The following is a 24,707-nucleotide window of genomic DNA, read 5'->3' as shown; positions in this document are numbered from 1 at the left end:
ATTGATGAAAAAGCAGTCGTTTTGAAAGAAGCACTGCAGCGAAGTCCTGATCAGTTTTCAGGCATATTGCGGAGCGGTAGTTCAGCTGGTTAGAATACCGGCCTGTCACGCCGGGGGTCGCGGGTTCGAATCCCGTCCGTTCCGCCACTTCTATCCTCATATACGATTGGCTGGCAAGAGTTTTTCTGCTCAAATAATATCCTCCAGTTCCTTTTTCGATAATCAGCAGCGATGCTGTTAGAAGCTGTTATAATTCTCACGCTCTTGCCCCTTGTCGATAGCTTTCAGACGGGTTTGGGCTGCCGAGTTGCTCTTTTACCTTTGTTCTTGGTTGTCCTTATAATAATGGTCATTGTCGCGGCTGAATTTTGTCCGTGTTATGGAACCTAAATCTATGGATCAGTTCAAAAATATTGGCCTGGTAGGTCGGCTGAACAGTAGTTCAGTTGTTGTTTCGTTGAAGCTTATCATTCCTTTTTTGCAAGAGCGTGGTTTAAACGTAATTGTAGATCGTGCAATAGGGGAGTTGGTTTCTGAGTATGGATTGCAAGAAAGTGCTCTCAGGTTGATGGGAGAAAGTTGCGACATGGTTATTGTTGTGGGCGGTGATGGAACTCTCCTTGGGGCCGCCAGGGAGCTGGCGCCATACAAGGTGCCAGTGTTGGGAGTGAATCGTGGTAACCTCGGTTTTCTCACTGATATTACCCCTGATCAGGTGTGTGAAAAAATTACAGAGGTGTTAGAGGGACGATACACCATTGAGAATAGATTCCTGATAGATGCATTTGTGCGACGAAAGGGGTTGCCTGTCGGAGAAGGCTCAGCACTCAATGAGGTGATTCTACATCCCGGTAAAACCGCCCGTCTAATTCGTTTTGACCTCTATATTGAAGGTGAGTACGTTTACAATCAACGTTCAGACGGACTGATTGTGGCGACTCCAACCGGTTCTACCGCCTATTCCTTGTCTGGAGGCGGCCCCATCATGCACCCTCGGCTGGATGCTATCGTGTTGGTTCCAATGTTCCCGCATACTCTCAGTAGCCGACCAATCGTGGTCGATGGAAATGTCGAGCTAAAAATTGTCGTTGATGAGCGCAATGAAACCTTTCCTAACGTCAGTTGTGATGGTCAGACAAACATTGTGTGTGCTCCTGGTGATGTCATAACTATCAGAAAAAAACCTCAAAAATTACGCCTTATCCATCCCTTAAGTTACAACTTTTATGAGACCTGTCGGAGTAAGCTTGGTTGGGGGGCAAAACTGGGTGAATAGGAGGTATGGTGAAATCTCGCGGTTATGATCTGATTGGCGACGTGCATGGCTGTGCTCGAACGTTGGAGCAGCTTTTATGCAAGCTGGGATACTCGCGACGAAATGGTTGCTATCGGCACCCCCAGCGCCGTGCTGTATTTTTGGGTGATATTGTCGACAGAGGAAACTTTATCCGGGAATCGTTACACCTTGTTCGAGAGATGGTTGACGCTGGTGTTGCCCAGATAGTCATTGGTAATCATGAGTATAATGCTATCGCATACTGCACTGAGGCAAGGCCTGATTCAGGGCGTGATTTTTTACGTGCTCATAATGAACGACATGAAAGACAAATTCGGGAATCCCTGGCGCAATTTGAAAATCATTCCAGCGAGTGGCAGGCGTTTTTGAAGTGGTTCAGAAAGATGCCGCTATTTCTTGAGTTTGATACATTTCGAGTGATTCATGCCTGTTGGGATAAAAACCTGATATCTGAACTTAAACGACGACAGATTCTTGATTTTAGTGATGATGAAATGCTTCATCGTTCCGCAGAATATGGAGGATTCGAATGGCAGGTTGCTGATAGGTTATTAAGGGGAACCTATCTACCGCTGCCAAACAGTGAAGTTATGACCAGCGAGGATGGCTACCGTCGTCGGGTCTACCGGACTCAGTTTTGGTCAACCACTCCAGAAATCCATAATGATGTCGTTTTTCAGCCGGATCCCTTGCCAGAGCATATTGGCTCGTTGCCTCTTTCCGTATCAGACCGGAAACAACTGTTGCATTACTCGAAGGAGGAGCCACCATTGTTTATAGGGCACTATTGGAGACAGGGCATTCCTGAATCAATTCGGCCGAACATTGCCTGCTTGGATTATAGTGCCGTGAAACAAGGAAAATTGGTGGCCTATCGTATGGATTCAGAATCTCGAATTGATAGAAAAAAATTTGTATGGGTCGATGTGGATCCGGATGATATTCAGCCGGCAGTGCAGATTGAAGGAGGCTGAAGCGTTGAATATAAAAATATTGGATATTCCCAGCTCGGAAGATTTACAGGAGTTTGCCGGCTTTTTGTGGCAGGCAAAGATTCCTCATCGTATTAGGCATCAGGGCGACCGTCAGGAGTTGTGGCTTCGAAATGCCGCGGATACTGATTATGTGCTTGAGCAGTACCAACGCTGGAAACAAGGGGATGAATTTGAGCTTGTCATGGCTCAGAATGACAATCCAAATCTGAAGGTGTCCCAGTTTATGTTCTGGGTTCAGCACGTGCCGGTTACACTGTCGTTAATTGTAATCAGTCTTGTACTGACGTTGCTGACCGGATTTGGCCGGCAAATGGAGTTTTTACATTGGTTTACGTTTGTCGATTTTACTTTCCAGGGACAGTACCCGGTATTCCAGAGTTTGGGTACGCTGATCGCTGAAGGGCAGTGGTGGCGTTGGATTTCACCGGTGTTTTTGCACTTCGGTTTTATGCATTTGGTGTTTAATTTATTGTGGACCTGGGAGCTTGGAAGACGAATAGAGTTAGTGCACAGGCGTTCAGTTATTGTTGTTCTGGTATTGTTTATGGGAGTGATGTCCAATATCTCTCAGTTCGTCATTACCGGGCCCATATTTGGTGGTTTGTCAGGCATTATTTTTGGTTTGATGGCGTACACCTGGCTTTGGGATCGCATATGTCCAGCCCATAGTTACGGTTTGCCGCCGGTTATGATGACATTTATGGTCGTTTGGCTGATCTTTGGTGTAAGTGGTTTACCCGAGAAAATGGGCCTGGGTTCTTTTGCCAATACGGCTCACCTTATCGGCTTGCTCAGTGGGCTGTTGTGCGCGCCACTGGTTTATTTGTTTCGGGATCAGTTGTGGCGAAAGATATAAGCAGGCACCGCTCTCCGGCGGGCGTTCAGAAGTCTCTGTTACTGATGACAGAGACTGCTCGCGTGGTATTATGGCCAGAAAGCTCTGATGTGGCATTTACCGTAGCTATGAAGACTATCTGGCACTGTCTGTATAATAGGGTGTAAACCGGATATTTTAAGGCGAAATACTGAATTATGACTTTTGAAGAATTATTGAAATCAATGAACCCTGAAGTTCATGCGTCAATGAAACGGGCTGTAGAATTAGGGAAGTGGCCGGATGGACGAAAACTCTCGGAAGAAGAACGAAAGGCCTGCATGCAAGCCGTTATCGCTTATGACGCTGAGCACCTGCCTGAAGAGGAGCGAGTGGGTTATATCAGCCGAAAAAAGGCTGATGGCAGCAATCATAGCCCTAGTCAGTCCACAGAAGATATTGTTAAGATACTCGGCAACGATACTTAGTGATTGTCTCCCATACCGGATATACCTGCGACTCTTACCAGCTAATATCCCCCGGTATTCTGGCCAACAAATAACAACTAGTAAGTCATATCCATGAGTTTACAGATTCAAGGCGCAGGTGCCCTGCGCAAGCTTCGGATTCAACTTGATTCTCCAGCGGTTTATAAAATGCCCGTCGGAGATCATGAAATAGACCTTAACGGACTTTTGGGAAAACCGATCCGGCTCAATTTCCTGGGTGCAATCAATTGCATACATTGCGGCCGCAAGACGAATAAAAGCTTTAATCAGGGCTATTGCTTTCCTTGCTTCAAGTCACTGCCTGAATGTGACAGTTGCATTATGAGCCCGGAAAAATGTCATTTTCACTTGGATACCTGTCGCGATCCTCTGTGGGGCGAACAACAATGTATGCAGGGGCACGTTGTTTACTTAGCAAACTCTTCCGGGCTGAAGGTTGGTATTACCCGAGCTTCGCAAGTTCCTACTCGCTGGCTTGATCAAGGCGCTGTGCAGGCGCTTCCTATTCTTCGAGTTGCGACACGCTACCAATCAGGTCTAATTGAAACTGCATTTAAAGAACATGTTAACGACCGCACTAACTGGCGGGCAATGCTTAAGAACAATGTTGAAATGCTGAATATGGAAGCGGAGCGCGATCGTCTTTTCGAGTTGCTGGATGAGCCATTAAGAGGGCTGGAACATCGATTTGGGGTCACCGCAATACAGCGTCTGCATCAGGCGGAAGAAGTTGCGTTAAAATACCCGGTTATTGACTATCCGAAGAAAATTACATCCCTGAGTTTTGATAAAACACCTATAGTTGAGGGAACTCTACAGGGTTTGAAGGGACAATATTTGATGTTGGATAGCGGCGTGATCAATATTCGAAAATTTGCAGCCTATGATATTGAGCTGCTTGCCTAGTATGCTCAGATGTTTACTCCCTAAATTATCCGAGCCCAGCGTACGAACATCGAGCTTTTCTTTTAGCAGGTTGAATCATGAGTAAGAACAATCCACAGCCCATTCATTTAAAAGATTATCGTGTCCCCTCATTTCTCATTGACAAAACTGATCTTCATTTCGAACTCGGTGATAAAGCGACTCTGGTTAAAAGCAAGTTGTCTTTGAGGCGAAATCCGGCCTGTACCGTTGCGAATGCTGCGCTAGAGCTGAATGGTGACAAATCATTGAATTTACGCCGTTTGGTGATTGACGGGAAAGACCTGTCGGTAGGGGACTATGAGCTGAGTGAAGAGCTGTTGCGGCTCGCAGATGTGCCTGATTACTTTACCCTGGAATGCGTTACGTTGATTAATCCCCAGGATAACACCTCGCTGGAGGGGCTCTATCAGTCAAATGGCATGTTCTGCACTCAGTGTGAAGCGGAAGGGTTTCGCAAGATTACCTACTACCTGGATCGTCCTGATGTAATGTCTGTTTTTACCACGACGATTGTTGCCAGTAAAAATAGATTTCCGGTTCTGTTATCAAACGGAAACCCTGTTGATCAAGGTGAAGTGGATAATGGACGCCATTGGGTAACCTGGGAAGATCCCTTCCCCAAACCTGCCTATTTGTTTGCGCTCGTGGGAGGCGACCTGGAGCTGGTTGAGGATCTTTTCATTACCGCCAGCGGTCGTCAGATTCCGCTGCGACTGTATGTTGAGAAGAAAGATCTGAATAAGTGCGAACACGCTTTAGACGCTTTAAAGCGATCGATGAGGTGGGATGAAGAGGTTTATGGTCGAGAATATGATCTGGACATCTTTATGATCGTTGCAGTGGACCACTTTAATATGGGGGCGATGGAAAATAAGGGGCTGAATATTTTTAACTCCTCATGTGTACTTGCCAACCCGCAAACAACGACTGACGATGCATTTCAGCGTATAGAAGGGATCGTTGCGCACGAATATTTCCATAACTGGTCTGGTAACAGGGTGACCTGTCGCGATTGGTTCCAGTTAAGCCTTAAAGAAGGGTTTACCGTATTTAGAGATTCAGAGTTTTCAGCTGACATGGGATCGCGGACGGTCAAGCGCATTGAGGACGTCAATGTTCTGCGTACCGCCCAGTTTGCTGAAGATGCAGGACCTATGGCTCACCCTGTACGGCCTGCTTCGTATATTGAAATTTCCAACTTCTACACCCTGACAGTGTATGAAAAAGGGGCTGAAGTGGTCAGAATGATTCATCGTCTCCTGGGTAAAGATCTGTTTCGCAAAGGGAGTGATTTATACTTTGATCGTTATGACGGCCAGGCGGTTACTACTGATGACTTTGTTGCCGCGATGGAGGAAGTCAGTGGCCAGGATTTAACGCAATTCCGGCGTTGGTATTCTCAGGCGGGAACTCCCCGTCTGGATGTTACCGATGAGTATGATCCTGCAAACAACTGTTACCGTTTGACGATTGAACAGAGCTGTGCCCCTTCTCCCGGACAGCCGGTTAAACAGCCTTACCATATACCAGTAGCGGTTGGATTGCTGGATGAAGAGGGTAAAGATATTCCTCTTACCGGGGGAGAAAGCACTGAACTGTTGCAGCTTAAAGAACAGAGCCAAACTTTTACCTTTGAGAACATTCCGAGCAAGCCGGTTCCTTCGTTACTACGTGGGTTCAGCGCCCCTGTGAAGCTGTGCTACAACTACAGCCGAGAAGATCTTGTTTTTCTGATGAGTCATGATAGTGACGGTTTTAATCGCTGGGAGGCGGGCCAAAAACTGTCAGTGGATATTATTCAAGGGTTGATCGCAGATTATCGGGCTGGACGCGAAGGGGTTCTGGATTCACTATTAGTGGACGCTTTTCGAAAAGTTCTATCGGATCGTAGTCTGGATCAGGCGATGGTGGCTAAAGTGTTGTTGCTGCCCTCCGAGGCTTATCTGGGAGAACTGGCCGAGGAGATTGATGTCGAAGCAATTCACAATGTCAGAGAGTTTGTCAGGAAAAGTCTTGCGACGCAGCTTCAAGATCTTTTCATGGACTGTTATCGTCGCAATCGGTCAACCGGAGGTTATGAACTCAACGCAGAAGCTGTTGCCCAGCGCCGTTTGCAAAACCTGAGTTTGGCCTATTTGATGACGCTGAACACACCGGCAGTATTAAAGTTAGCTCAAGAGCAATTTCAAAATGCGGACAACATGACCGATACTTTGTCTGCTTTAACTCAATTAGCCAATTGTGAGTTTGTCGAAGAACGGGATTCGGCCCTGGATGCTTTTTATCAGCGTTGGCATGATGATAGTCTAGTCGTTAATCAATGGTTCAGTGTCCAGGCTTCCGCAGCCAGGGATGATGCTTTGGAGCAGGTGCAGTCGTTACTTGAACATTCTGCATTTGATTTTAAGAATCCTAATCGAGTGCGTGCACTGATAGGTGTATTCTGTAATCAAAATTCGGTAGGGTTCCACCGGCTGGATGGAAAGGGCTATCGTTTTCTTTCTGATCAAATAATAAAGCTTGATGCAATGAACCCACAAATTGCATCACGATTGTTAACGCCTCTAACCCGTTGGAAAAAGTATGATAGTGAACGTAAGAAATTAATGACTGCTGAGTTAAAACGTATACTAGATACCAAGGGCTTGTCTAAGGACAGTTTTGAAGTCGCGAGTAAAAGTCTTGGTTGAGGGGGGGGATAGAGCTAAAAGCCGGAAAAATAATGAAAGACAAGGAGTAAGCCACTTGACTGAAGTCATCGCCTTATTGGTGCTGGTTTCTTAGTCTATAGTGATATGGCGGTGAGTTAGGAAGAGTTATATTCTTCTGTTTATTGATGCATGGTGAGAGATCAAGAACATTGCAGCCGAGCGGAATGCCCGCAATGCATAGCTACAATTTTTGTTAACAACGACAATAAGGACTGGATTGATGAATCAACATCTGTCTGCTTTTTTAAAGAGTGAATATCAGCGTAACTATCGACGATTTGAGGATCATTACACTAAGGGAGAATCGGCAAATAACGCCTTAAAACAGGCCAAAGCAAGCCGCATATGGATTGTAGGGGTCCTGGCTTTGTTGTTTTCGATGCACTCAGAATTTTATCTTGGTGTCGGGGCAGGTCTGATCGGGGCTTATTTTTATCAGATAGTTTCTGCCTACATGAAACGAGCACAGGCAGAAGATGTGGTTGAAGAGGTGGAGCGTTGGTTTAAGTCCAAGGGTGTTATTCTACAGGGTAAGACTGCATTCCTGAAGGATGATGATCAGCTGGAAAACCCTGTCGACTTGTTCCAGGACCGGATTTATCAGTAACACGGACATTTTTGCCTGTTCAGGTTCCTCTGAACAGCTACTTTAAAAAGGGGCTCCAGATCGGAGCCCCTTTTTTACAGATTAAGACAATCCATAAAATTACTGCTTTGTAGAAAATCTATTAGTTTTCCATACGGGGGCTAGCATAACTCTGAATGACCAAGGGACTTGTTTCAGTTAGCGGTGTTTTCCGGCGGTACCCTGTTATCTTTACTGGTTTTTTGTTGATAAGTTCCTGAGAAGGTCGCATATTTACAACTTCACGTTGCTGTAGAAGGATACCTTGAGTGGAGATGAAATTATCACCTAATGAATTGAGGGTCATCGGTTGTCTTCTTGAAAAAGAGAGAACCACACCGGACCAGTACCCTTTGTCCCTTAACGCACTTGTTAACGCCTGCAACCAGAAAAGTAATCGAGAACCGGTGCTGGAACTGTCTGAATCAGTCGTTCAGGAAACTCTGGATGAACTTGCCAAAAAAAGGCTGACTCGGGAAGAGTCGGGTTTTGGGAGTCGAGTGGTAAAGTATGGGCACCGTTTTTGTAATACTGAATTTAGTGAATTACAGTTAACTGAACAAGAGCTGGGAATTCTTTGCGTTCTTTTCTTAAGAGGTCCCCAAACACCAGGAGAGCTGAGAACAAGAACAAATCGCTTATGTCGTTTTGATGATATTCATCAAGTTGAAAGTGCTTTGTCCAGTCTGGCTGATCGTGAGGATGGCAAGCTTGTGCTTTGCTTACCTAAGGAGCCAGGAAAGCGGGAATCGAGATTTGCCCACCTGTTTGGTTTGGAACAGGAGGTGTCTGAATTTCTTTCCCTTGGTACCAGTCAGGAAGCAGATAACGCAGGCCGTTCGCAGGGTGATAATTCTGCCGCTTTTGTAGCGCAGGGGAGCGTTAACGAACAACTGGAGCAGAGGCTGAAGGCACTGGAACTGGAGGTAGAAACACTTCGCAGTGATCTTGATTCGTTGAGATCCCAACTGGGTGAGTAGCGGCAACTTGCTAGGGAAAATTTATGGAATATCAAGCGATTATCGACTTCTGGTTTAAGGAAGTAACACCGCAGCAAAAGTGGAAGAAAGATCCCGCTTTTGACCAGATGCTAAAAGAACGTTTTCTGGATATTAATCAGGCTGCTGCAAACTGTGAGCTTTTTGGCTGGCGTATTAACCCCTTGGGGCGCCTGGCTGAAATTATTGTTTTAGATCAGTTTTCACGTAATATTTTTCGAGACCAAGCTGAGTCTTTTTCTCAGGATTCTCTCGCTCTGGCACTCGCTCAGGAAGCTGTTGCTTGTAATGCTCCGGCCGGTCTCGATACTGAGCAGAGAAGCTTTCTGTATATGCCATACATGCATAGCGAATCTCCACTTGTTCATCAGCAGGCTGTTCAGCTGTTTTCAGAGGAAGGATTGGAAAACAGCTATAACTTTGAAATTAGACATAAGGAAATTATTGATCGTTTTGGGCGTTATCCGCATCGAAACGCAGTGCTTGGACGACAATCAACGCAGGCAGAATTGGAGTTTTTGGAGCAACCTGGTTCCTCTTTTTAGATCCAGGTTCCCTGGCCAGTACGGAGCCGTTTTGTTAAATATATTATTCAGTATTATCCGGTTTGTTCTCTCCCCTGGAGGAACTGAGGTGCGTAGATGATCGTTAATTTCAGTGAAGCTTGCGAGCGTAACAAAGAACCTATTTTAAAGATTCTTCGGCAGCACCTGAATAATGGGCAAAATGTTCTGGAGATTGGAAGTGGTTCAGGTCAGCATGCAGTGCACTTTGCCACCAAGATTCCAACACTAAGCTGGCAACCTACCGAAATATCAGAGAACCTCCAGAGTCTCCAATCCAATTTAGAGCAGTATGCTGGCTCTAATGTAAAACATCCTGTTGAGCTGAATGTTTGTGACGAGCTCTGGCCGGATTGCGGCTTTAATGCTGTTTATACCGCCAATACACTACATATCATCAGCGAACTCCTGGTGGAGTATCTCTTTCGTGGGGTCGGAAAAATTCTGGAAAAAGAAGGAATGCTAATAGTGTATGGACCGTTCCGCTATCAAGGGGAATACACCAGCGAAAGTAACGCTCGTTTTGACCAATGGCTCCAGAAAAGAGATCCATTGAGTGCCATTCGCTCATTTGAGTATGTTAATAAACTGGCTTCAGATCAGGGGCTTAAACTAGTGCAGGACATCCTGATGCCGGCAAACAATCAGATGTTGATTTGGCGAAAGACGATCTGAATAATCTTTTGATAACTGCAAAGATATCTTCAAACCTTGCTTATTTGTGATCGATATCAATGTTTACGCTAAGCTTTATGAACTTTAAATCGTAGCTGTGGTATTAGTATTTAACCCCAGTCGCCGGATGTTGTCTGATGGTGGTGACGCCGTGTTAAGGGAGATCAGAGTGTCTTGAGAATAGCCATATACGATCTGTAATTTGCCTTTCTTTGCAGCTTGCACTCGCCTTGTCTTCCTTCAGTGTTTGTTACGGCATATATGGTTCACTACGAGATATGGAGCGGTTATCAACGTAGCTCTTTGGAGGAGTGCAAGATGATAGGTCGAATGGCCAACCGGCCGACCTTGCTGTTATCACTTGCTTTGTTGGTCCTGATTGCTGGTATTTTCGGGGCTGGTTCAGCCAATGCAAATGAGGATAAACAGGCAAAAAAACACAATAAAGTGTTGGTTGTGATGAGCTATGAGGAGGATTTCTGCTGGTCAAAAGAGATTAAAGAAGGAATCGATTCCACGCTCGCTAAGCAGAGTGAGCTTACCTATTTTTATATGAATACAAAAACAGATTTGAGTGGCGGAGCTGCCAGGGCTGCTGAAGCCTATGAGCTATACCAAAAGCTTAAACCCGATGGGGTCATTGCTGTTGATGATAACGCCCAGCAGTTGTTTGTCGTTCCTTATCTTAAGGCTAAGGTTGAGACTCCGGTTATGTTTTGTGGAGTTAACGCTGAGCCAGATGAATACGGATACCCCGATATTAATGTATCAGGGGTCCTGGAGCGTGGGCATGTTAAAGAATCTATTTCGTTTCTGAAACAACTGATGCCTTCCTTATCATCAGTTGGTTTTATCACCAATAACAGCTCTTCCGGAAGAGCTGTTTTGAAGCAGATCAAGAAAGATTCTGATCACTATGGTGTCAACATCTGTGGCTTGACTGAGGTGAACAATCGCAATGATCTCTTTGAAGCTGCCAAAAAACTCGACTCTTTTTGTGATGCGGTTTATATAGAGAGTACTGAAGGCATTTTAGACCAGGGTGGTGATACATTATCCTATCAGCAAGTGTTAACGGACTTCACTTCAATATTTCGTGGTCCGATATTAGGTGCCAATCAGTATCATGTTGCCCAAGGAGCCTTAGCTGCAGTAATAAAAACAGGACAAGAACAGGGTGCTAAAGCCGCTTCGATGCTTATGCGCGCGATGAAAGGGGTCCCTGTGGCGCAATTACCCATTACTCGAAACTTTAAGGGAAGACGGGTTCTCAATGTTTCGACGATGAAAGCGCTGAATCTTAATCCCAGACCCATTATATTTCGAGGTACGGACTTTGTCCGTACTCAATAGTCCTCAGACAGGAAGTCAGTGTGGTGAATAATCCGTTTAAGAATGGAATTTCAATCAGCAAAAAACTGCTGATGCTCATGGTTTTAATAAGCCTAGCTTTCGTACTCGTAGCTACTATGGTGCTGGGATCCCTGTTCCAGGTGAAGGAGCTGTCAACAGATGTTGCAACCACTCAGATGTCCCGGGTCATCAGTAATTCTGAAGTAACCCGGGGATTACTAAGTGTTTTTGGCGACATCGATCAGCTCAGCTTTTTAATGGATAAAGATGGTTCCTCATTAACAAGCGCGCAGAACCGTCTGCAGTTTGAAATCAGCCAGATTACTCAAACAACCACTAATCTTGAATTAAAAGAACGGCTGAATGAACTCACTCGACAGTTAGATAAAATCATTGGTCAATACCAGTCTGTTAACAGGACCTATAATCATCTCAACGAGCTGGATCGCAGCATTAACATCACTATGTCCCGTTTCGAGGCCGATGTTAGTAATCAGCTGATTAATGCCACCATTGCAGGAGAGGATGCACCTTATATCCGTCAGGTAATGTCTTTGATTACCGGTTACCGCCAGAGTCTGTTACAAATTGAAAAGCAAAATGCAGCTCTGATGTCGGCATTTTTGATGCCGTTGAAAAAGCCTTCAGATAGATCAATCGTACCCCTGATCGATGATTTGTTATTAAGACTGGAAACTCTTTCCGCATCACCGCCGGAAATATCCGGGTATGGTGATCAGATTTCTGCGCTATTGTCGGAATACCGTGCAAGTTCTCTTGCCATGGAAAGCAGCATAGGGCTTATTTCAAATTCACTGGTGACGCTGGCTGTTCATAAGAAGGGGGTGCTTAAGACGATTGAGCAGACTGACGAGCAGACGAACCAGACTGTCCGCAAACTGGCTGATGACTTAGAGGCTATTGTTCGTTCTTCCGGGGTCTCAGTACTGTTGCTGTCACTCAGTGTTATGCTGCTTCTGGCGATGATTATATTTAAAATTGTGAAAACCAGTATTAATCAACCCCTGAAGCAGATCATCAGTGGAATCGAAGAGTTTCGGCAAGGCCGTTTGCTTAACCAGATAAGTGTTCATGATATTAGTGAATGGAGCACCATTGGTGAAGCGTTAAACAAGATGGCTAACGATCTCCATTTGAGCTATTCAGAGTTGAAAGAGAGTGAGGATAAGTTTTATCAGGTTTTTGAAAATGAACTAAATGGATTACTAATATTTGACCAGGATACAGGACTTTGTCTTGATGCAAATCGAGTTGCTCTGGACCTGTACGGATATAGTCTAAGAGAAATAAAGAAAATACGTGTGCAGGACTTTGAGATTACCTTACAGGAAGCACCGCAGGTTGATGGTAACGAAGGATGGATTAACACTTACCATCGGCGTCGTGATGGCCGTCGCTTTCCTGTGGAAGTGCATACCGGTATTTTCCAGAGACAGGGATGTAAGTATCTATTCAAGTCAGTTCGGGATAAAACCCATGAACGTCACCTGCAGAGAATGCAGAAGAAGACTCTTTCATTGCTGGAGGCTACTCTGGAGTCTACAGGAGAAGGTATTCTGGCGTTGTCACAGGAGGGGATGGTTCTTAATTTTAATAAGAAGTTTAGCCAGCTTTTCAATATTCCTGCATCGAAAATTAAAGAAAAAACAGGAAAGCAGATTTTACCTCTGGTGTTGCAGCAGTTGCAGGATAGAAAACAATTTAAAATGATGATCCGTCGTTCGCACCAGGGGACCAAAACCATCACCAATGAAGTGTTCAAACTGAAAGACGGGCGCATGTTTGAATGTCATTCTCAGCCTCAGCTGCTGGGAAATGAAGTGGTCGGACGCGTTTGGAATTTTAGAGATGTATCAGAGTATTTTAACATTATGGATGAGCTGCGCGATAAAGAGAGTCGCTTGGCGCATTTAGCCCATCATGATCCATTAACCGGTTTAGCTAACCGTTTGCTGTTTGTCGATCGTTTAGAACATGCGATACATAAAGCCAAGCGTTCACGGAAGAAGCTCGCGCTATTCTTTATTGATCTTGATCGTTTCAAAAGTATTAATGACAGCTTGGGGCATATTGCGGGGGATATGTTGTTAAAATCCTTTGCCGAGCGCTTAACATCCACGGTCAGACAGATTGACACCATCGCCAGACTGGGAGGGGATGAATTCACCCTTATTCTGGATTCCATTGATAGCGCACAGGATGCAGCAAATGTTGCATTGAAAATACTTGATTCACTTAATATGCCTTTCGAGGCGAATGAACATCGATTCTATGTAACCTCCAGCATCGGTATCAGCTTCTATCCTCAGGATGGTACTAGCGCCGAAGTTTTATTGAGAAATGCTGATGCCGCTATGTATCGTTCTAAGAATGAAGGCCGTAATACGTTCCATTTTTACACAGAAGATATGACTGTCCAGGCCTATGAACGGGTTAAAATGGAAGCGAGCCTACGTGCTGCTTTGGATGAGAATCAGTTTGTTGTCTATTATCAGCCGCAATATGATCTGGCTTGCGGGCGGTTAATGGGAGCTGAAGCCCTTGTCCGCTGGCAGCATCCTCAGCATGGTCTGATAGGCCCGGATAGATTTTTGCCGACTGCTGAAGAGGCTGGGCTGATTGTTTCTGTGGATGAATGGGTTTTTACAAATGTTTGCAAAAATCTGGCAGAAATGGAGGCGAAAGAAGTCAATCTGGAGGGGATTCGTGTGGCGGTCAATCTTTCAGGGGGGCAGTTAAAACAGGAGAGCTTGCCTGAAACCTTCGCAAAGATCATCGATCAAACAGGCTGTAATTCGAGCTTTCTGGAATTGGAAATCACCGAAGGCTTTATCATGGATCAGCCCGATCTTGCTACACGTATTCTTTATCAATTGAGAGATCTGGGTCTTCAGCTTTCAATTGATGATTTTGGTACGGGTTATTCTTCCCTCAGTTACCTTAAGCGGTTACCCATTAATAAGCTAAAAATTGATCGTTCTTTTGTGATGGATATTGTCGACGATCCCAATGATGCGGCGATTGCAAAGTCAGTTATAGCACTGGGTCATAGCATGAACTTACAGGTGGTTGCTGAAGGTATTGAGGAACCTGAGCAGGAGCTGTTTCTTAAGGCGGAAGGGTGTGACATGGGCCAGGGATATCTCTACAGCAGGCCCGTTGACGCCAGTGAGTTCGCGGCACTGTTAAAAAAGGGTTCAAGCTATGAGCAGGCGATATAGCACGGTCGTAAGGGTTGGTGATGATTTGAGGATGATCTTTTGATTTCTGCGCAAGGGTTAACTAATCGGGTTCTTCGCGAACCTGATTAAGGGCGAGATTCACCGCTTCTGCAACCGTCCCGGCAATATGAAATTTTTCCTGGATCAGTAATTCATCGCCCTTAAGGTACTTACCGGTTTTTACCAGACAGCCTGACAGGCCCGCTTTAATTGCACCTTGTACATCACCAAATATGTCATCACCGATCATCAGTACGCTATTTTCTGATACTCCTGTGGTCGCTACTATCTGCTTGAAAAAATCTGCGGAAGGTTTTCCCATTATGATGGGAGTTGAGGACGATGCATATTCAATTGCTTTGATAAAAGGGCCAGCATCAAGATGTAGCTGGTCGTCCAGCTTAAAGTAGCGATTACATCCAATTCCGATTAAAGGGGCACCAGCTTTGCATAGTTGAAATGCATAGTTAAGTTTTTTGTAACAGAAATTTTCTTCAGCATCTCCGATAATAACGGCGTTCGGGTTTTGTTGGTCCAGATCAGAGAACTCAGGAACTATCGATTGGTGGATAAGGCAATAAGGCCTGAGCTGGTGTTCTTTAACCCATTGTTTAGCTGCTATAGGAGCTGTATATAATTGCTCTGGAGGAATATCAAAACCTAAGTTTTTTAGATCGCCGATAATTTGATTACTTGTTCTTCGGGACGTATTGGTGACAAATCGAATGGCTAACCGACTGCGCTGAGCTTGAGCGACAGCTTCGACTGCTCCGGGGATTGCTGCGTTCCCGGTATAGAGGACGCCGCTAAGGTCAAAAAATATTGCCTGATACATAGGTTAGAGTGCTCTTTGTCCTAAAAGCCCTAAACTCCGATCAATAGCGATAACAGTCAGATTCAATCTGGCGGTGGTTATTTACTCGGTTTTTTCATTTTTTGTAACCAAGATGACAGCTTTTAGTATAGAACACTTCATTGATAATTGTCCTTTAGCAAGAGGAGGTTATGCCGATAAGACTATCTCGCTGACTAATCACATAGTAGAGAGAATACTGGAGAAATTTACGATGACCTTGAAGCATATACTGTTTGTGTTGATTATGGCTTCTGTCCTTGGCGGCTGCTCGCCTGAAATAGGCAGTGAGTCCTGGTGTCAGAATATGAAAGATAAGGATAAGGGTGATTGGACAGCCAGTGAAGCAACCGACTTTGCAAAGCACTGCATATTCAAGTAGCTGACTAAGGAGTGAGCTTGAAACTGAAATGAGAATAGAATCTAAGACAGATTTTATTCTTGGGCAGGATGCGGTTGCTGGGTAGGAAGGGTAATGATGAATTTCGTGCCTTTTCCTACCTCACTCTCTACTTTTAGCGTTCCATTATGCTTGTTGACTATTCCGTAAGATATAGCCAGGCCCAGGCCGGTTCCTTTCCCTATTGGCTTTGTCGTATAAAAAGGTTCAAAAATATGAGTTAGGTTCTCTTCCGGTATCCCGCTGCCGGAGTCTTCGATTTGAATGACTACGGTTTCATCTGTTTGAAGTGTTGAGATAGTAATTGTTCCAGCTGTATCGATAGATTGGGCCGCATTAACCAACAAGTTCATCAGAACCTGATTGATTTGACCGGGAATGCACTCAATATCCCTTATGCCCTCGTAATTCTTAACTACAGTGGTTTTATACTTCAGTTCGTTTTGGGCGACATTTAACGTGCTCTCCAGACATTTGTGGAGATCGACAATTTGCCAATCATCTGTTCCAGGGCGTGAAAAGTCCTTCAGGCTCTGAACAATTTTGGTGACACGATCAAGGCCTTCATTAGTCTCCTGAAGTAACTCAATCATATCCGTTTTAAGATAATCCAGATCGACCGATTTTTTGATTTCTTCAAGTGCCTGTAAATGGGTATCACGGGTCAGAGTTTTTTCGAGAGTTTCATAGGCAGAAATGACTTTAAGCAGGTCGGCGGAATAGGCGCCCAAGGTGGAAATATTTGAATGAATGTAGCCTACAGGGTTGTTGATTTCGTGTGCGACTCCAGCAGCCAGTTGCCCGATTGCCGACATTTTTTCAGACTGCATCAGCTGTTGATGGGCCTTCTTTAATTGCTCTTCGGTACTTTTTCGGGTGGTGACTTCCTGTTGAAGCTGATCTATTTTTCTTGCCAGCTGAGTTTGGAGGGTTTTTATACTTAAATGAGTTTCTATCCGGGCTCTTACTTCTTCCAGGTGAAAGGGCTTGGAGATAAAGTCAACGCCACCGGCACTTAATCCATTGACAATCGCTTGGGTGTCATCCAGTGCGCTCATGAACACAACAGGGATGGCTTTAGTTTTATCATCTTTTTTTAGTCGTGCGCAGGTTTCATAGCCGTCGATTCCTGGCATCAATACGTCCAGCAAGATAATGTCAGGGTTTATCCGCCTGGCTCGCTTCAACCCTTCTTCGCCACCTCGTGCCACAGATATTTGATAATTTTGATCAGCCAATTGGCTGACCAGAACACCGATGTTTGCCGGTGCATCATCAATAATCAATATTTGTTGCTGTCCTCTGGGGGCTGGAACCGCCCCATCTTCCTTAGAGTCGAGCATACTCTGCCTCTCACCTGTCCTTTTCCATCTAAGGATAGTCGTATTCGAGAGATAAAGGAGGATTAGAAAGAAATTAAAGCCAGAACTTTAAACACTATAAACTCTTTGGTAAAAGCAGATCAGTCAAGCTTGTTTCACCGGAAAATAAGGTAGCCTCCGAAACGGGTGATTTATAATCGGCAGAAGTTCAGATTAAACGGCCATCCATGCCGTTATTAATCGTTTAAGGGAGCTGCTATATGGGGCAGGGGAGCATTGATATCAGTTTTGAAAGACTGGGTAATACGGGGTTTTCTTTTGCTGAGGAAATAGTACGGGAAAACATGGCCGTATATTATCAACAGCATGAGTTAGGTTTTAACAGACAACAGTTTCGACAATTCCTGTCAGAATATGAAAGCTATATTCTAAAGACAGGGAATAATGAGATAGGAATCATCTGTCTATCATTTGAAGCGGATGTAGCATATATCCGCGATATTCAGTTATTGCCGGAGTATCAAAGCAAAGGGATTGGTTCATGGGTAATAAAGCAATTTGAAACAACGCTTCTCCGACGTAACTATAGGGCTCTGCGCCTTCGTGTTTTCGCCTCTAACCCCGCTTATCAGCTTTATCAGCGCTTAGGGTTTGCTGAAAAACGGAACGATGGAGCCACTATCGGAATGGAGAAGATTCTATCTGCTCCCAGAGACCAATGAACAACGCTATTCGGCCTCTGAAAGCCTACAGAGAACACAACGGACTTATTGGTTCCCTGATTCTGATTAACATCATGCCGGCCAGACGAGCAAAATCAGTGGGACGGCTAATATAACGATTAAAAATTCAAGAGGGAGCCCCATTCTCCAGTAATCGCCAAACTGATAACCTCCGGGACCAAGTACCAGGGTGTTTGACTGATGACCAATAGGTGTGAGGAAAGCACAGGAGGCACCAACGGCTACGGCCATAAAGAATGGGTCGGGATTTAATTGCAGTCCATTGGCGATACCATAGGCCAACGGGGCCATAACTACGGCTGTGGCTGCATTGTTGATGATATCTGACAAAAACATTGTGACTACCAGCACCAATCCAACAATAAGATATACCGGGAGCCCTTCGGTTACGCCAAGTACGGTAGAGGCCAGTATCTGAGTCAGTCCGGTACTTTCTATTGCTCCTCCAACCGGTATCATCGCGGCGAGAAGAATAATGACCGGCCAGTCGATGGCATCGTAAAGGTTAAGTACAGGCAGGATGTCCAAAAGCACGTAAACCAGGACCGCCAGAACAAAGACAATGGCCAGAGGGAGAATTTTTGCAACGCCCAGTGCAATGGCCAGGGCAAAGATAGTGAGGGCCACAGCAATTTTTTTCGGTTGGCCAATATTAAGGTTTCTTTCTGCGAGAGGAATCATGCCGAGCACACTGATCTGCTCGTCAACATTGTCGGCTGCCCCTTGTAATAACAATATATCACCGGCCTGAAAAGTCTGTCGACGTAATCTGCGGCGAATACGCTGACCCTGTCTAGCCAGACCAATCAGGGCGAGTGAACTACCGCTACGACGTCGTAAGAAGGGGACGCCTTTCCCTTCCAGTATTGAGCCTGCTTTGATAACGCCTTCGACAAGTACGAGGTCACCCCGGGTCAGTTCCGCAAATTTCTTATCGGCGCTGGTGATTAATTCCAGGTCATTCTTTTCAAGTAACGGCTGAATCTCAGACGGATCACCTTGCACGATTAAAATATCACCGGCTTTCAGCAAGTAGCCATGTTTTAGGGACATGGTTTTACCATGGCGGTGGGCGAGTCCGATAATTTCAATTGAACTGTCGGTGAGACCTTCTATTTTCTCGATTGGTTGATCAACCAGACTGGAGTCTTCGGTGATAATCACTTCAGTCAGATAGTCACTGATGGCAAAAAGTTGTTCTGGGCTACTGCGGCTAAGCCTTGCGGCGGGAATCAGCCGCCAGCCGATAAGTGTGATGAAGAGTACTCCGGCAATGGCCACTGCGGCACCGACGGGAGAATAGTCAAACATGTTAAACGCTTCTCCACTAACATCCGCTCTAATCATGGCGATGATAATATTAGGTGGAGTTCCTATTGCTGTGGTCATTCCCCCAAGTATGCTGCCAAAGGCCAGCGGCATTAAAATCATTGCCGGTGAACGGTTATGTTTAGCGCAGGTGGCTAAAGCCACGGGGAGCATGAGTGCAAGTGCTCCAACGTTGTTCATAAACGCTGAAGCTATGGTAACAACGGCAGTAAGTACAAAAATGTGGCTAAACGGATGTTCAGTATAGGGCAATATTTTCTGGGCAAGCATATCCACTACACCGGATCTGCGCAGTGCTTCTGAAATCACCAATACGGCTGCTACGGTAATAACTGCCGGATGACCGAAGCCGGAAAATACCTGATCTGTAGTAACCAACCCTGTAAGAACACAAAGGGATAGGGCAATACCGGCAACCACATCGTGTCGATACCTTCCCCAAATGAAAAGTACCAGCGTTAATAGCAAAATTATCGCTACAATTGACTGATCAATATTCATGTTGACAACCCTTGTCCGTTAGATTGTTTGGGCTTTTCTCGAAAGGCCTGTTGCCACTGATGAAAGAGGACTTGCGAATAAGTCAATCAGGTTCTGTGTGGGCCTAGAGGGCTTGTTGAGCGAGGTTGCTGTCTTTACAAGGCAGGTGCTGACCGGTTTGACTCAATCAGCACCTAACATTTGAAGTCAAATTTACATTGGCATCGGGTTTCCGTTCAATGTGATGGTGCCATCCTTGATCTGCAGTTCGGTGAGATAATCATCATCCTGCTTTTGAATGAATCCCATGCTCAGCATGCCTTCAATATCCTGCGGATTGTAGCCGGGCATCATCTCAAGCATTTTCGCTGGTACTCGAAGTTGGGCATTAAGAGTCAATTTTTGCTGCATTAACATAGGATTTTCCATAGCCGTGGATACAGAAAATGGAGCTACATCCAGTTCTGCGCTGCCAGATGCCTTTTCACCACTCCAACTAACGGCTACTTCATCCAGATCCAAACCAATCCCTTTACCCGTAAGCTTGTCAGAGAGGGAAAGCATATTTTCCATCTGCTGGTCGACTGCTTCAGGCGTATGTTCCATCTGTTGAAGCTGGATAGTGAATTCTCTTGTGGCGAGGTAATCCAAATCAATAACGAGCTTAATAACGGGTTGATTTAACAGTAGTTGCTTTTTATTCTCCGGGGATACTGTTATCGCTTCGGCCTGATATCCAACCTTGGTTATCAGTCGGCCTTGTTCGATTTCCTGTTGGATATCGACATTAAGTGCTTCGATTTCTGCTTTAAACTGCGGATTTCCAATATGAATTTTTTGAATATCGAAAAGGGCTGACATGGATTCAAACATGACGGCTTTCATTGGATCATCGTGATCCAGACGTCCCGATTCAGTACCACTGATTCCTGAGAGTTCGAGCTGCAGCTGGGGGGCTTCAATTTTGGTATCTGCGATTTGAAACTCGATGGAAAAATCTCTCGCCTGCTGTTCCATCGACATCTGTAGAGCACCGATGTCAGCGGTTGTCTGATCATCTTCCTTAATTAGAAAACCGTCTGTTGTAAAGTCCGCTTGTACCGAAAGCTGTTGCGAGAAGGGGTTGAATTGCTGATCGGCCATCAGTTCCAGAGGTTGTTGCTGTGGGTCTTTCTGATAGGTTTTTAATTTTTCAGTAACAACACCGGGCGCAAGAATCAAATTAGAATTGGCACTAAGAAACCCGTGTTGTATTTGCAGATCAAAAGGTATCTCTTTGCCGCCTAACCAGGTTTCAACATTTGGCGGTAGCTCTGCAAATGTATAAAGCAGCTTATGGTTTGATGAAAAAAAGCCTTTGCTTGACTCAAGGCTGATTGTTCCCTGACCTTGAGTTTGAAGTTTCATCCGTTCGACGGTTTGTTCTAGATACTGATTCGCTTCAACCCCGGAGTAATAGACTCCGGCCAGATATGCGGCAGAGACTCCTAGAAGAGATAATACTCCCGCTGCTAAACCCTTCTTCATAAATCGATATTCCTTTCAGTTATGTGGCTGCGAAGACAAAGCATACAGTATCCATTGGAAATTGGAATCGGCGGTATCTTAGCAGTCTTCGCTATTTTAGACAGGGAGTCTTTTCAGTGTTGTGAATCAGTTTACAGTTTTCTTACCTTAAACTTACGACCTTTGATTTTTCCGTTAATGAGTCGTCCAAGTGCTTTTTCGGCGAACTTTTTGGTAATAGCCACGTATGTCCAGTTTTCGAAAACGTTTATTTTACCGACCTGATCGCCGGCTATTCCTGCATCCCCGGTAAGGGCTCCAAGAATATCGCCAGGACGGACTTTTTGTCTGCGTCCGGCTCCTACACATATAGTGGTCATTCTGGGTTTTGGAATATCCCGACTGGCTGATTTTAATTCGTCGCTGGTCTTACGAATAACGTCCTGACCGATATACTCTTCTATCATCGCCAGCTTATAACTTTCTGAGTCGCTGTAGAGACTCAATGCCAGACCTTCTTTGCCTGCACGTCCTGTTCTTCCAATTCGATGAACATAAACATCTGCTTGTCGCGACAACTCAAAATTTATAACAGCGGCCAAATCATCGATATCCAAGCCTCTTGCTGCGACATCGGTTGCTACAAGAATTGAACTACTCTGATTGGAAAACTGCACCAGCACCTGATCTCGTTCTTTCTGGTCCAAATCCCCATGAAGTGCCAGTGCGTAATAGCCCTGTTGTTGTAAAAACTCACTGACATCGTTACAGCGTTGCTTTGTGTTGCAGAATATTGCTGTTGAAACGGGTCGAAAGTGTCCGAGAAGATCGATCAGTGTTTTTAGTTTGTTATCGGCATTTACTGAATAAAAAAATTGCTGGATCTGAGTTTGTTGATGTACCGATTCAACAGACACTTCCACTGGGGAGGATTGGAAATTTTGACTTAAGATCCGTATTTGCTCTGGATAGGTTGCAGAAAACAATAAGGTTTGTCTGTTGTCCGGGGTGTGTACAAGAATTCCTTCGATGGCTTCGATAAAGCCCATATCCAGCATTCGGTCAGCTTCATCGAGCACCAGTGTTCTGATGTTAGCTAAGTCCAGGGTTTTCTTTCGCAGATGATCTGCGATTCTGCCAGGGGTTCCAACCACAATATGAGCACCGTGAGCCAAAGAGCCAATCTGCGGGCCGATCGGCTGACCACCGCAGAGAGTAAGAACTTTCAGATTTTGTCTGTAGCGCGCGAGGCGACGAAGTTCCGTTGCGACCTGGGTGCTCAGTTCGCGGGTTGGACAGAGCACCAGGCACTGAGGTGCAAAAAAACGCGGATTAATTGATTCCAGCATACCTATCCCAAAAGCTGCTGTTTTGCCGCTTCCGGTTTTTGCCTTAGCTATCAGATCCTCCCCCGCGATCACTGAAGGCAGGCTTTTAGCCTGGATAGGAGTCATTTGCTGGTAACCCAGGGTGTTGAGATTTTCGAGCTGAGCCTTGGGTAGTTTTAATGAAGCGAAATCTAGCGATGTTGTCTGATCGGTCACAGGGGAAAACTCAAAAGGGAGGGGGACGTTAAGGCGCAGAAGTATAGCAGAATATGGGGATGAATCCTTTTTTTATGAGCTAACTTTTCTTAGCCGACAGATAAATCTCAGGAATGCGGTTAAGCGGAGTAATCCCCCGGTATTCGTAGATAGCAGTAATATTTGATGAATACTGCTCTGTTGGCGATAGTGTGCTGTATTATTCTTTGACTGGTTTATAGCTTTTTTGCAAGCTGCTGATTTTTCGAATCCAGGGTTTCATGCTCCGTACCTTTTCCGGTAGCTTTTTTTCTGCTGCCCTGGCCGCTGAAAGCGTAGGGTAGCTGCCGAATAAAAGAACATACATTGGTCCGGATTTGAAATTTGATCGGTAATGTTGGGATTGCTCTCTTAAACCATATTGTTCAAAGAATCGTTGAATGCTGCTGAGTTTGCGCATTTGGGCCAGCTGAATGCTGTAATGTTCGGAGGGCTGTTCCATTAACCAGTTTTTCTGATCACTGATTACGGTTGTTGGCGAAAGGTTTCGCTTAGTGTCGGAAGAGGCTGAACTTTCCGGTGTTAAAACGGGGGGGCTGGTTACTGCTGAAATCTGTTTGGCAGGGCTCTGGGGAGCGACTGCATCAGATTCCCTTTTCGCTGCATTGGAAGATGATACGACCCTGTTGGTTACTGAAACTTTGGCAATTTCAGGACTTACCGTTGAGGCGTCAGCTACGGGTTCCGGTTTGTTGTTAACTGAATGCAGTTTCGTTTGTTGTGTTATTGAGACCGTCGGCATCTTAGCCTGAGATACAGAAGAAGTGGTTGCCTGAGACAGAACGGGTGCGGTTAATGATGGAGGCTCTGTTGCTAATGAAGGAGAGCTTTCAAGAATCTTTTGTTTAAGTAAGGCTGCCCGGGTATGCCCCCCCGCTAGCGATCGTTCGGCGTAGTCTAACGCAGTGGCCATGTCTGGTCCGATCTGTTCTCCGCGATAGTAGAGCAGCCCCAAGCGATACAGAGCATAGCTGTTGTTTTGACTGGCTGATTTCTGGTACCACTCGAGTGCTGTAACCGGATCAGTTTCGTATAAGATTTTTCCATACATGTATTGTGCGTTTGCTTCCCCGGATTTGGCCGCTTTTTCAATCCAGGCCAATCCTTGCACCGGATCTTTTATCGTACCTGCTCCATCCAGATACATCATGCCGGTCATCAGCTGGCTGTGAGGCTGCCCTTGTTCGGCAGCCGCTTTGTACCATTTGAATGCCTGCCAGCTGTCCTTTGGAATTCCAAAGCCGCTGTCATAAAGACCTGCTAAATTTCTCTGGGCTAGAGGGTGGTTTTGTTTAGCAGCAATCAGATACCACTTTGAGGCTTCCTGACCATCACGCATACCGCCCTTAACATACTCATAGGCCTCACCCATTTGAAAGGCGGCCTGAGCGTTATTTTTCTCTGCATCCTGACGGCAGGTCTGTATAACTTTCTCGTAGTCTTTAGTCGAGAAAGCCTTATTACAATGGGATATTTCTTGACTCTGGACGGGGAGTGACAAAACCATCAACGAAGTTATGGCTAAGGCAGATGCGAAAGAAGAGTGTATCAAAGGGTTCACTGAGAAGTTATTCCAATTCGGTCTCGCCGCCATGTCAATTTGGTTCACCATTACGTCAATTCGGTTCTACCACCTAAGTTATTTCGTTAAGGGCGATATCAACCGGATGCGGTGGTATGAGGCGTTAGGTTATTTTTGAGACAAGAATGTAGCAAATTGTCAGGCCTTCGCCTAGTTGCATAGACAGTAATTTATCGCCTGGGGCTGCCGGGATCTTGGCC

The 24,707-nt window shown here is 45.3% G+C and carries 20 protein-coding genes and 1 tRNA gene; 15 read left to right on the top strand and 6 right to left on the bottom strand.

Going from position 1 to position 24,707, the window contains the following annotated elements; all coding sequences use genetic code 11:
* The first annotated feature begins 70 nt into the window (after window positions 1–70).
* From BGP75_RS26565 to BGP75_RS26505, 13 genes are all read left to right on the top strand, one after another.
* Window positions 71–147 (top strand) — tRNA-Asp (locus tag BGP75_RS26565).
* Between the two features lie 247 nt (window positions 148–394).
* The gene (locus tag BGP75_RS26560; RefSeq protein ID WP_076721949.1) at window positions 395–1,276 is read left to right on the top strand and encodes an NAD(+) kinase; all 882 of its coding nucleotides are present in this window, start codon (window positions 395–397) and stop codon (window positions 1,274–1,276) included.
* A 5-nt stretch (window positions 1,277–1,281) separates the two neighbouring features.
* Window positions 1,282–2,271, top strand: a complete 990-nt coding sequence (locus BGP75_RS26555; RefSeq protein WP_076721948.1) for a metallophosphoesterase — start codon at window positions 1,282–1,284, stop codon at window positions 2,269–2,271.
* Between the two features lie 4 nt (window positions 2,272–2,275).
* Complete coding sequence (locus BGP75_RS26550) at window positions 2,276–3,148, top strand: rhomboid family intramembrane serine protease (RefSeq protein ID WP_158070187.1); 873 nt, start codon at window positions 2,276–2,278, stop codon at window positions 3,146–3,148.
* A 176-nt stretch (window positions 3,149–3,324) separates the two neighbouring features.
* Window positions 3,325–3,594, top strand: a complete 270-nt coding sequence (locus tag BGP75_RS26545) for a YeaC family protein (RefSeq protein ID WP_076721946.1) — start codon at window positions 3,325–3,327, stop codon at window positions 3,592–3,594.
* Between the two features lie 93 nt (window positions 3,595–3,687).
* On the top strand, window positions 3,688–4,521 hold the full coding sequence (locus BGP75_RS26540) for a DUF2797 domain-containing protein (RefSeq protein ID WP_076721945.1): 834 nt from the start codon (window positions 3,688–3,690) through the stop codon (window positions 4,519–4,521).
* A gap of 77 nt (window positions 4,522–4,598) precedes the next feature.
* On the top strand, window positions 4,599–7,232 hold the full coding sequence (gene pepN, locus BGP75_RS26535; RefSeq protein ID WP_076721944.1) for an aminopeptidase N: 2,634 nt from the start codon (window positions 4,599–4,601) through the stop codon (window positions 7,230–7,232).
* Between the two features lie 241 nt (window positions 7,233–7,473).
* Window positions 7,474–7,860 (top strand): hypothetical protein, encoded by a 387-nt coding sequence (locus BGP75_RS26530; RefSeq protein WP_076721943.1) that lies wholly within the window; start codon window positions 7,474–7,476, stop codon window positions 7,858–7,860.
* Between the two features lie 293 nt (window positions 7,861–8,153).
* On the top strand, window positions 8,154–8,858 hold the full coding sequence (locus tag BGP75_RS26525; protein ID WP_369832163.1) for a YceH family protein: 705 nt from the start codon (window positions 8,154–8,156) through the stop codon (window positions 8,856–8,858).
* Between the two features lie 23 nt (window positions 8,859–8,881).
* Window positions 8,882–9,421 carry a DUF924 family protein gene (locus BGP75_RS26520; protein WP_076721941.1) on the top strand — a complete coding sequence of 180 codons (540 nt, stop codon included), beginning with the start codon at window positions 8,882–8,884 and terminating at the stop codon, window positions 9,419–9,421.
* A gap of 96 nt (window positions 9,422–9,517) precedes the next feature.
* Complete coding sequence (locus BGP75_RS26515) at window positions 9,518–10,114, top strand: DUF938 domain-containing protein (RefSeq protein ID WP_076721940.1); 597 nt, start codon at window positions 9,518–9,520, stop codon at window positions 10,112–10,114.
* A gap of 318 nt (window positions 10,115–10,432) precedes the next feature.
* The gene (locus BGP75_RS26510; protein WP_158070186.1) at window positions 10,433–11,467 is read left to right on the top strand and encodes an ABC transporter substrate-binding protein; all 1,035 of its coding nucleotides are present in this window, start codon (window positions 10,433–10,435) and stop codon (window positions 11,465–11,467) included.
* 23 nt (window positions 11,468–11,490) lie between these two features.
* Window positions 11,491–14,709, top strand: coding sequence for a bifunctional diguanylate cyclase/phosphodiesterase (locus BGP75_RS26505; protein ID WP_143821203.1), 3,219 nt, complete (start codon window positions 11,491–11,493; stop codon window positions 14,707–14,709).
* 61 nt (window positions 14,710–14,770) lie between these two features.
* Here BGP75_RS26505 and BGP75_RS26500 read toward each other — a convergent pair whose 3' ends face one another.
* Window positions 14,771–15,544, bottom strand: a complete 774-nt coding sequence (locus tag BGP75_RS26500; protein ID WP_076721938.1) for a TIGR01458 family HAD-type hydrolase — start codon at window positions 15,542–15,544, stop codon at window positions 14,771–14,773.
* A gap of 232 nt (window positions 15,545–15,776) precedes the next feature.
* Here BGP75_RS26500 and BGP75_RS26495 point away from each other — a divergent pair, with 232 nt between their 5' ends.
* Window positions 15,777–15,944 carry a DUF3012 domain-containing protein gene (locus BGP75_RS26495; protein ID WP_076721937.1) on the top strand — a complete coding sequence of 56 codons (168 nt, stop codon included), beginning with the start codon at window positions 15,777–15,779 and terminating at the stop codon, window positions 15,942–15,944.
* A 53-nt stretch (window positions 15,945–15,997) separates the two neighbouring features.
* Here BGP75_RS26495 and BGP75_RS26490 read toward each other — a convergent pair whose 3' ends face one another.
* Complete coding sequence (locus BGP75_RS26490; protein WP_076721936.1) at window positions 15,998–17,305, bottom strand: ATP-binding protein; 1,308 nt, start codon at window positions 17,303–17,305, stop codon at window positions 15,998–16,000.
* 239 nt (window positions 17,306–17,544) lie between these two features.
* On the opposite strand from BGP75_RS26490, the gene BGP75_RS26485 reads away from it, so the two are divergent.
* Entirely contained in the window at window positions 17,545–18,006 is a 462-nt protein-coding gene (locus BGP75_RS26485) for a GNAT family N-acetyltransferase (RefSeq protein WP_076721935.1), read from the top strand.
* Window positions 18,007–18,078: 72 nt separating this feature from the next.
* Here BGP75_RS26485 and BGP75_RS26480 read toward each other — a convergent pair whose 3' ends face one another.
* The 4 genes from BGP75_RS26480 to BGP75_RS26465 all read right to left on the bottom strand — a co-directional run bounded on the left by BGP75_RS26480 (window position 18,079) and on the right by BGP75_RS26465 (window position 24,486).
* Complete coding sequence (locus tag BGP75_RS26480; RefSeq protein WP_076721934.1) at window positions 18,079–19,857, bottom strand: SLC13 family permease; 1,779 nt, start codon at window positions 19,855–19,857, stop codon at window positions 18,079–18,081.
* A gap of 192 nt (window positions 19,858–20,049) precedes the next feature.
* Window positions 20,050–21,363 carry a DUF945 family protein gene (locus BGP75_RS26475; protein ID WP_076721933.1) on the bottom strand — a complete coding sequence of 438 codons (1,314 nt, stop codon included), beginning with the start codon at window positions 21,361–21,363 and terminating at the stop codon, window positions 20,050–20,052.
* Window positions 21,364–21,494: 131 nt separating this feature from the next.
* Window positions 21,495–22,886: an ATP-dependent RNA helicase DbpA gene (gene dbpA, locus BGP75_RS26470; protein ID WP_076721932.1), complete on the bottom strand. Its 1,392-nt coding sequence runs from the start codon at window positions 22,884–22,886 to the stop codon at window positions 21,495–21,497.
* Between the two features lie 199 nt (window positions 22,887–23,085).
* The gene (locus BGP75_RS26465) at window positions 23,086–24,486 is read right to left on the bottom strand and encodes an SPOR domain-containing protein (RefSeq protein ID WP_158070185.1); all 1,401 of its coding nucleotides are present in this window, start codon (window positions 24,484–24,486) and stop codon (window positions 23,086–23,088) included.
* Between the last annotated feature and the right edge of the window lie 221 nt (window positions 24,487–24,707).

Source organism: Motiliproteus sp. MSK22-1 (genome assembly GCF_001968815.1).
Lineage (GTDB): Bacteria > Pseudomonadota > Gammaproteobacteria > Pseudomonadales > Balneatricaceae > Motiliproteus.
The sequence above is the reverse complement of the archived record's forward strand: the minus strand, read 5'-3'. Positions and strand labels throughout refer to the sequence as shown.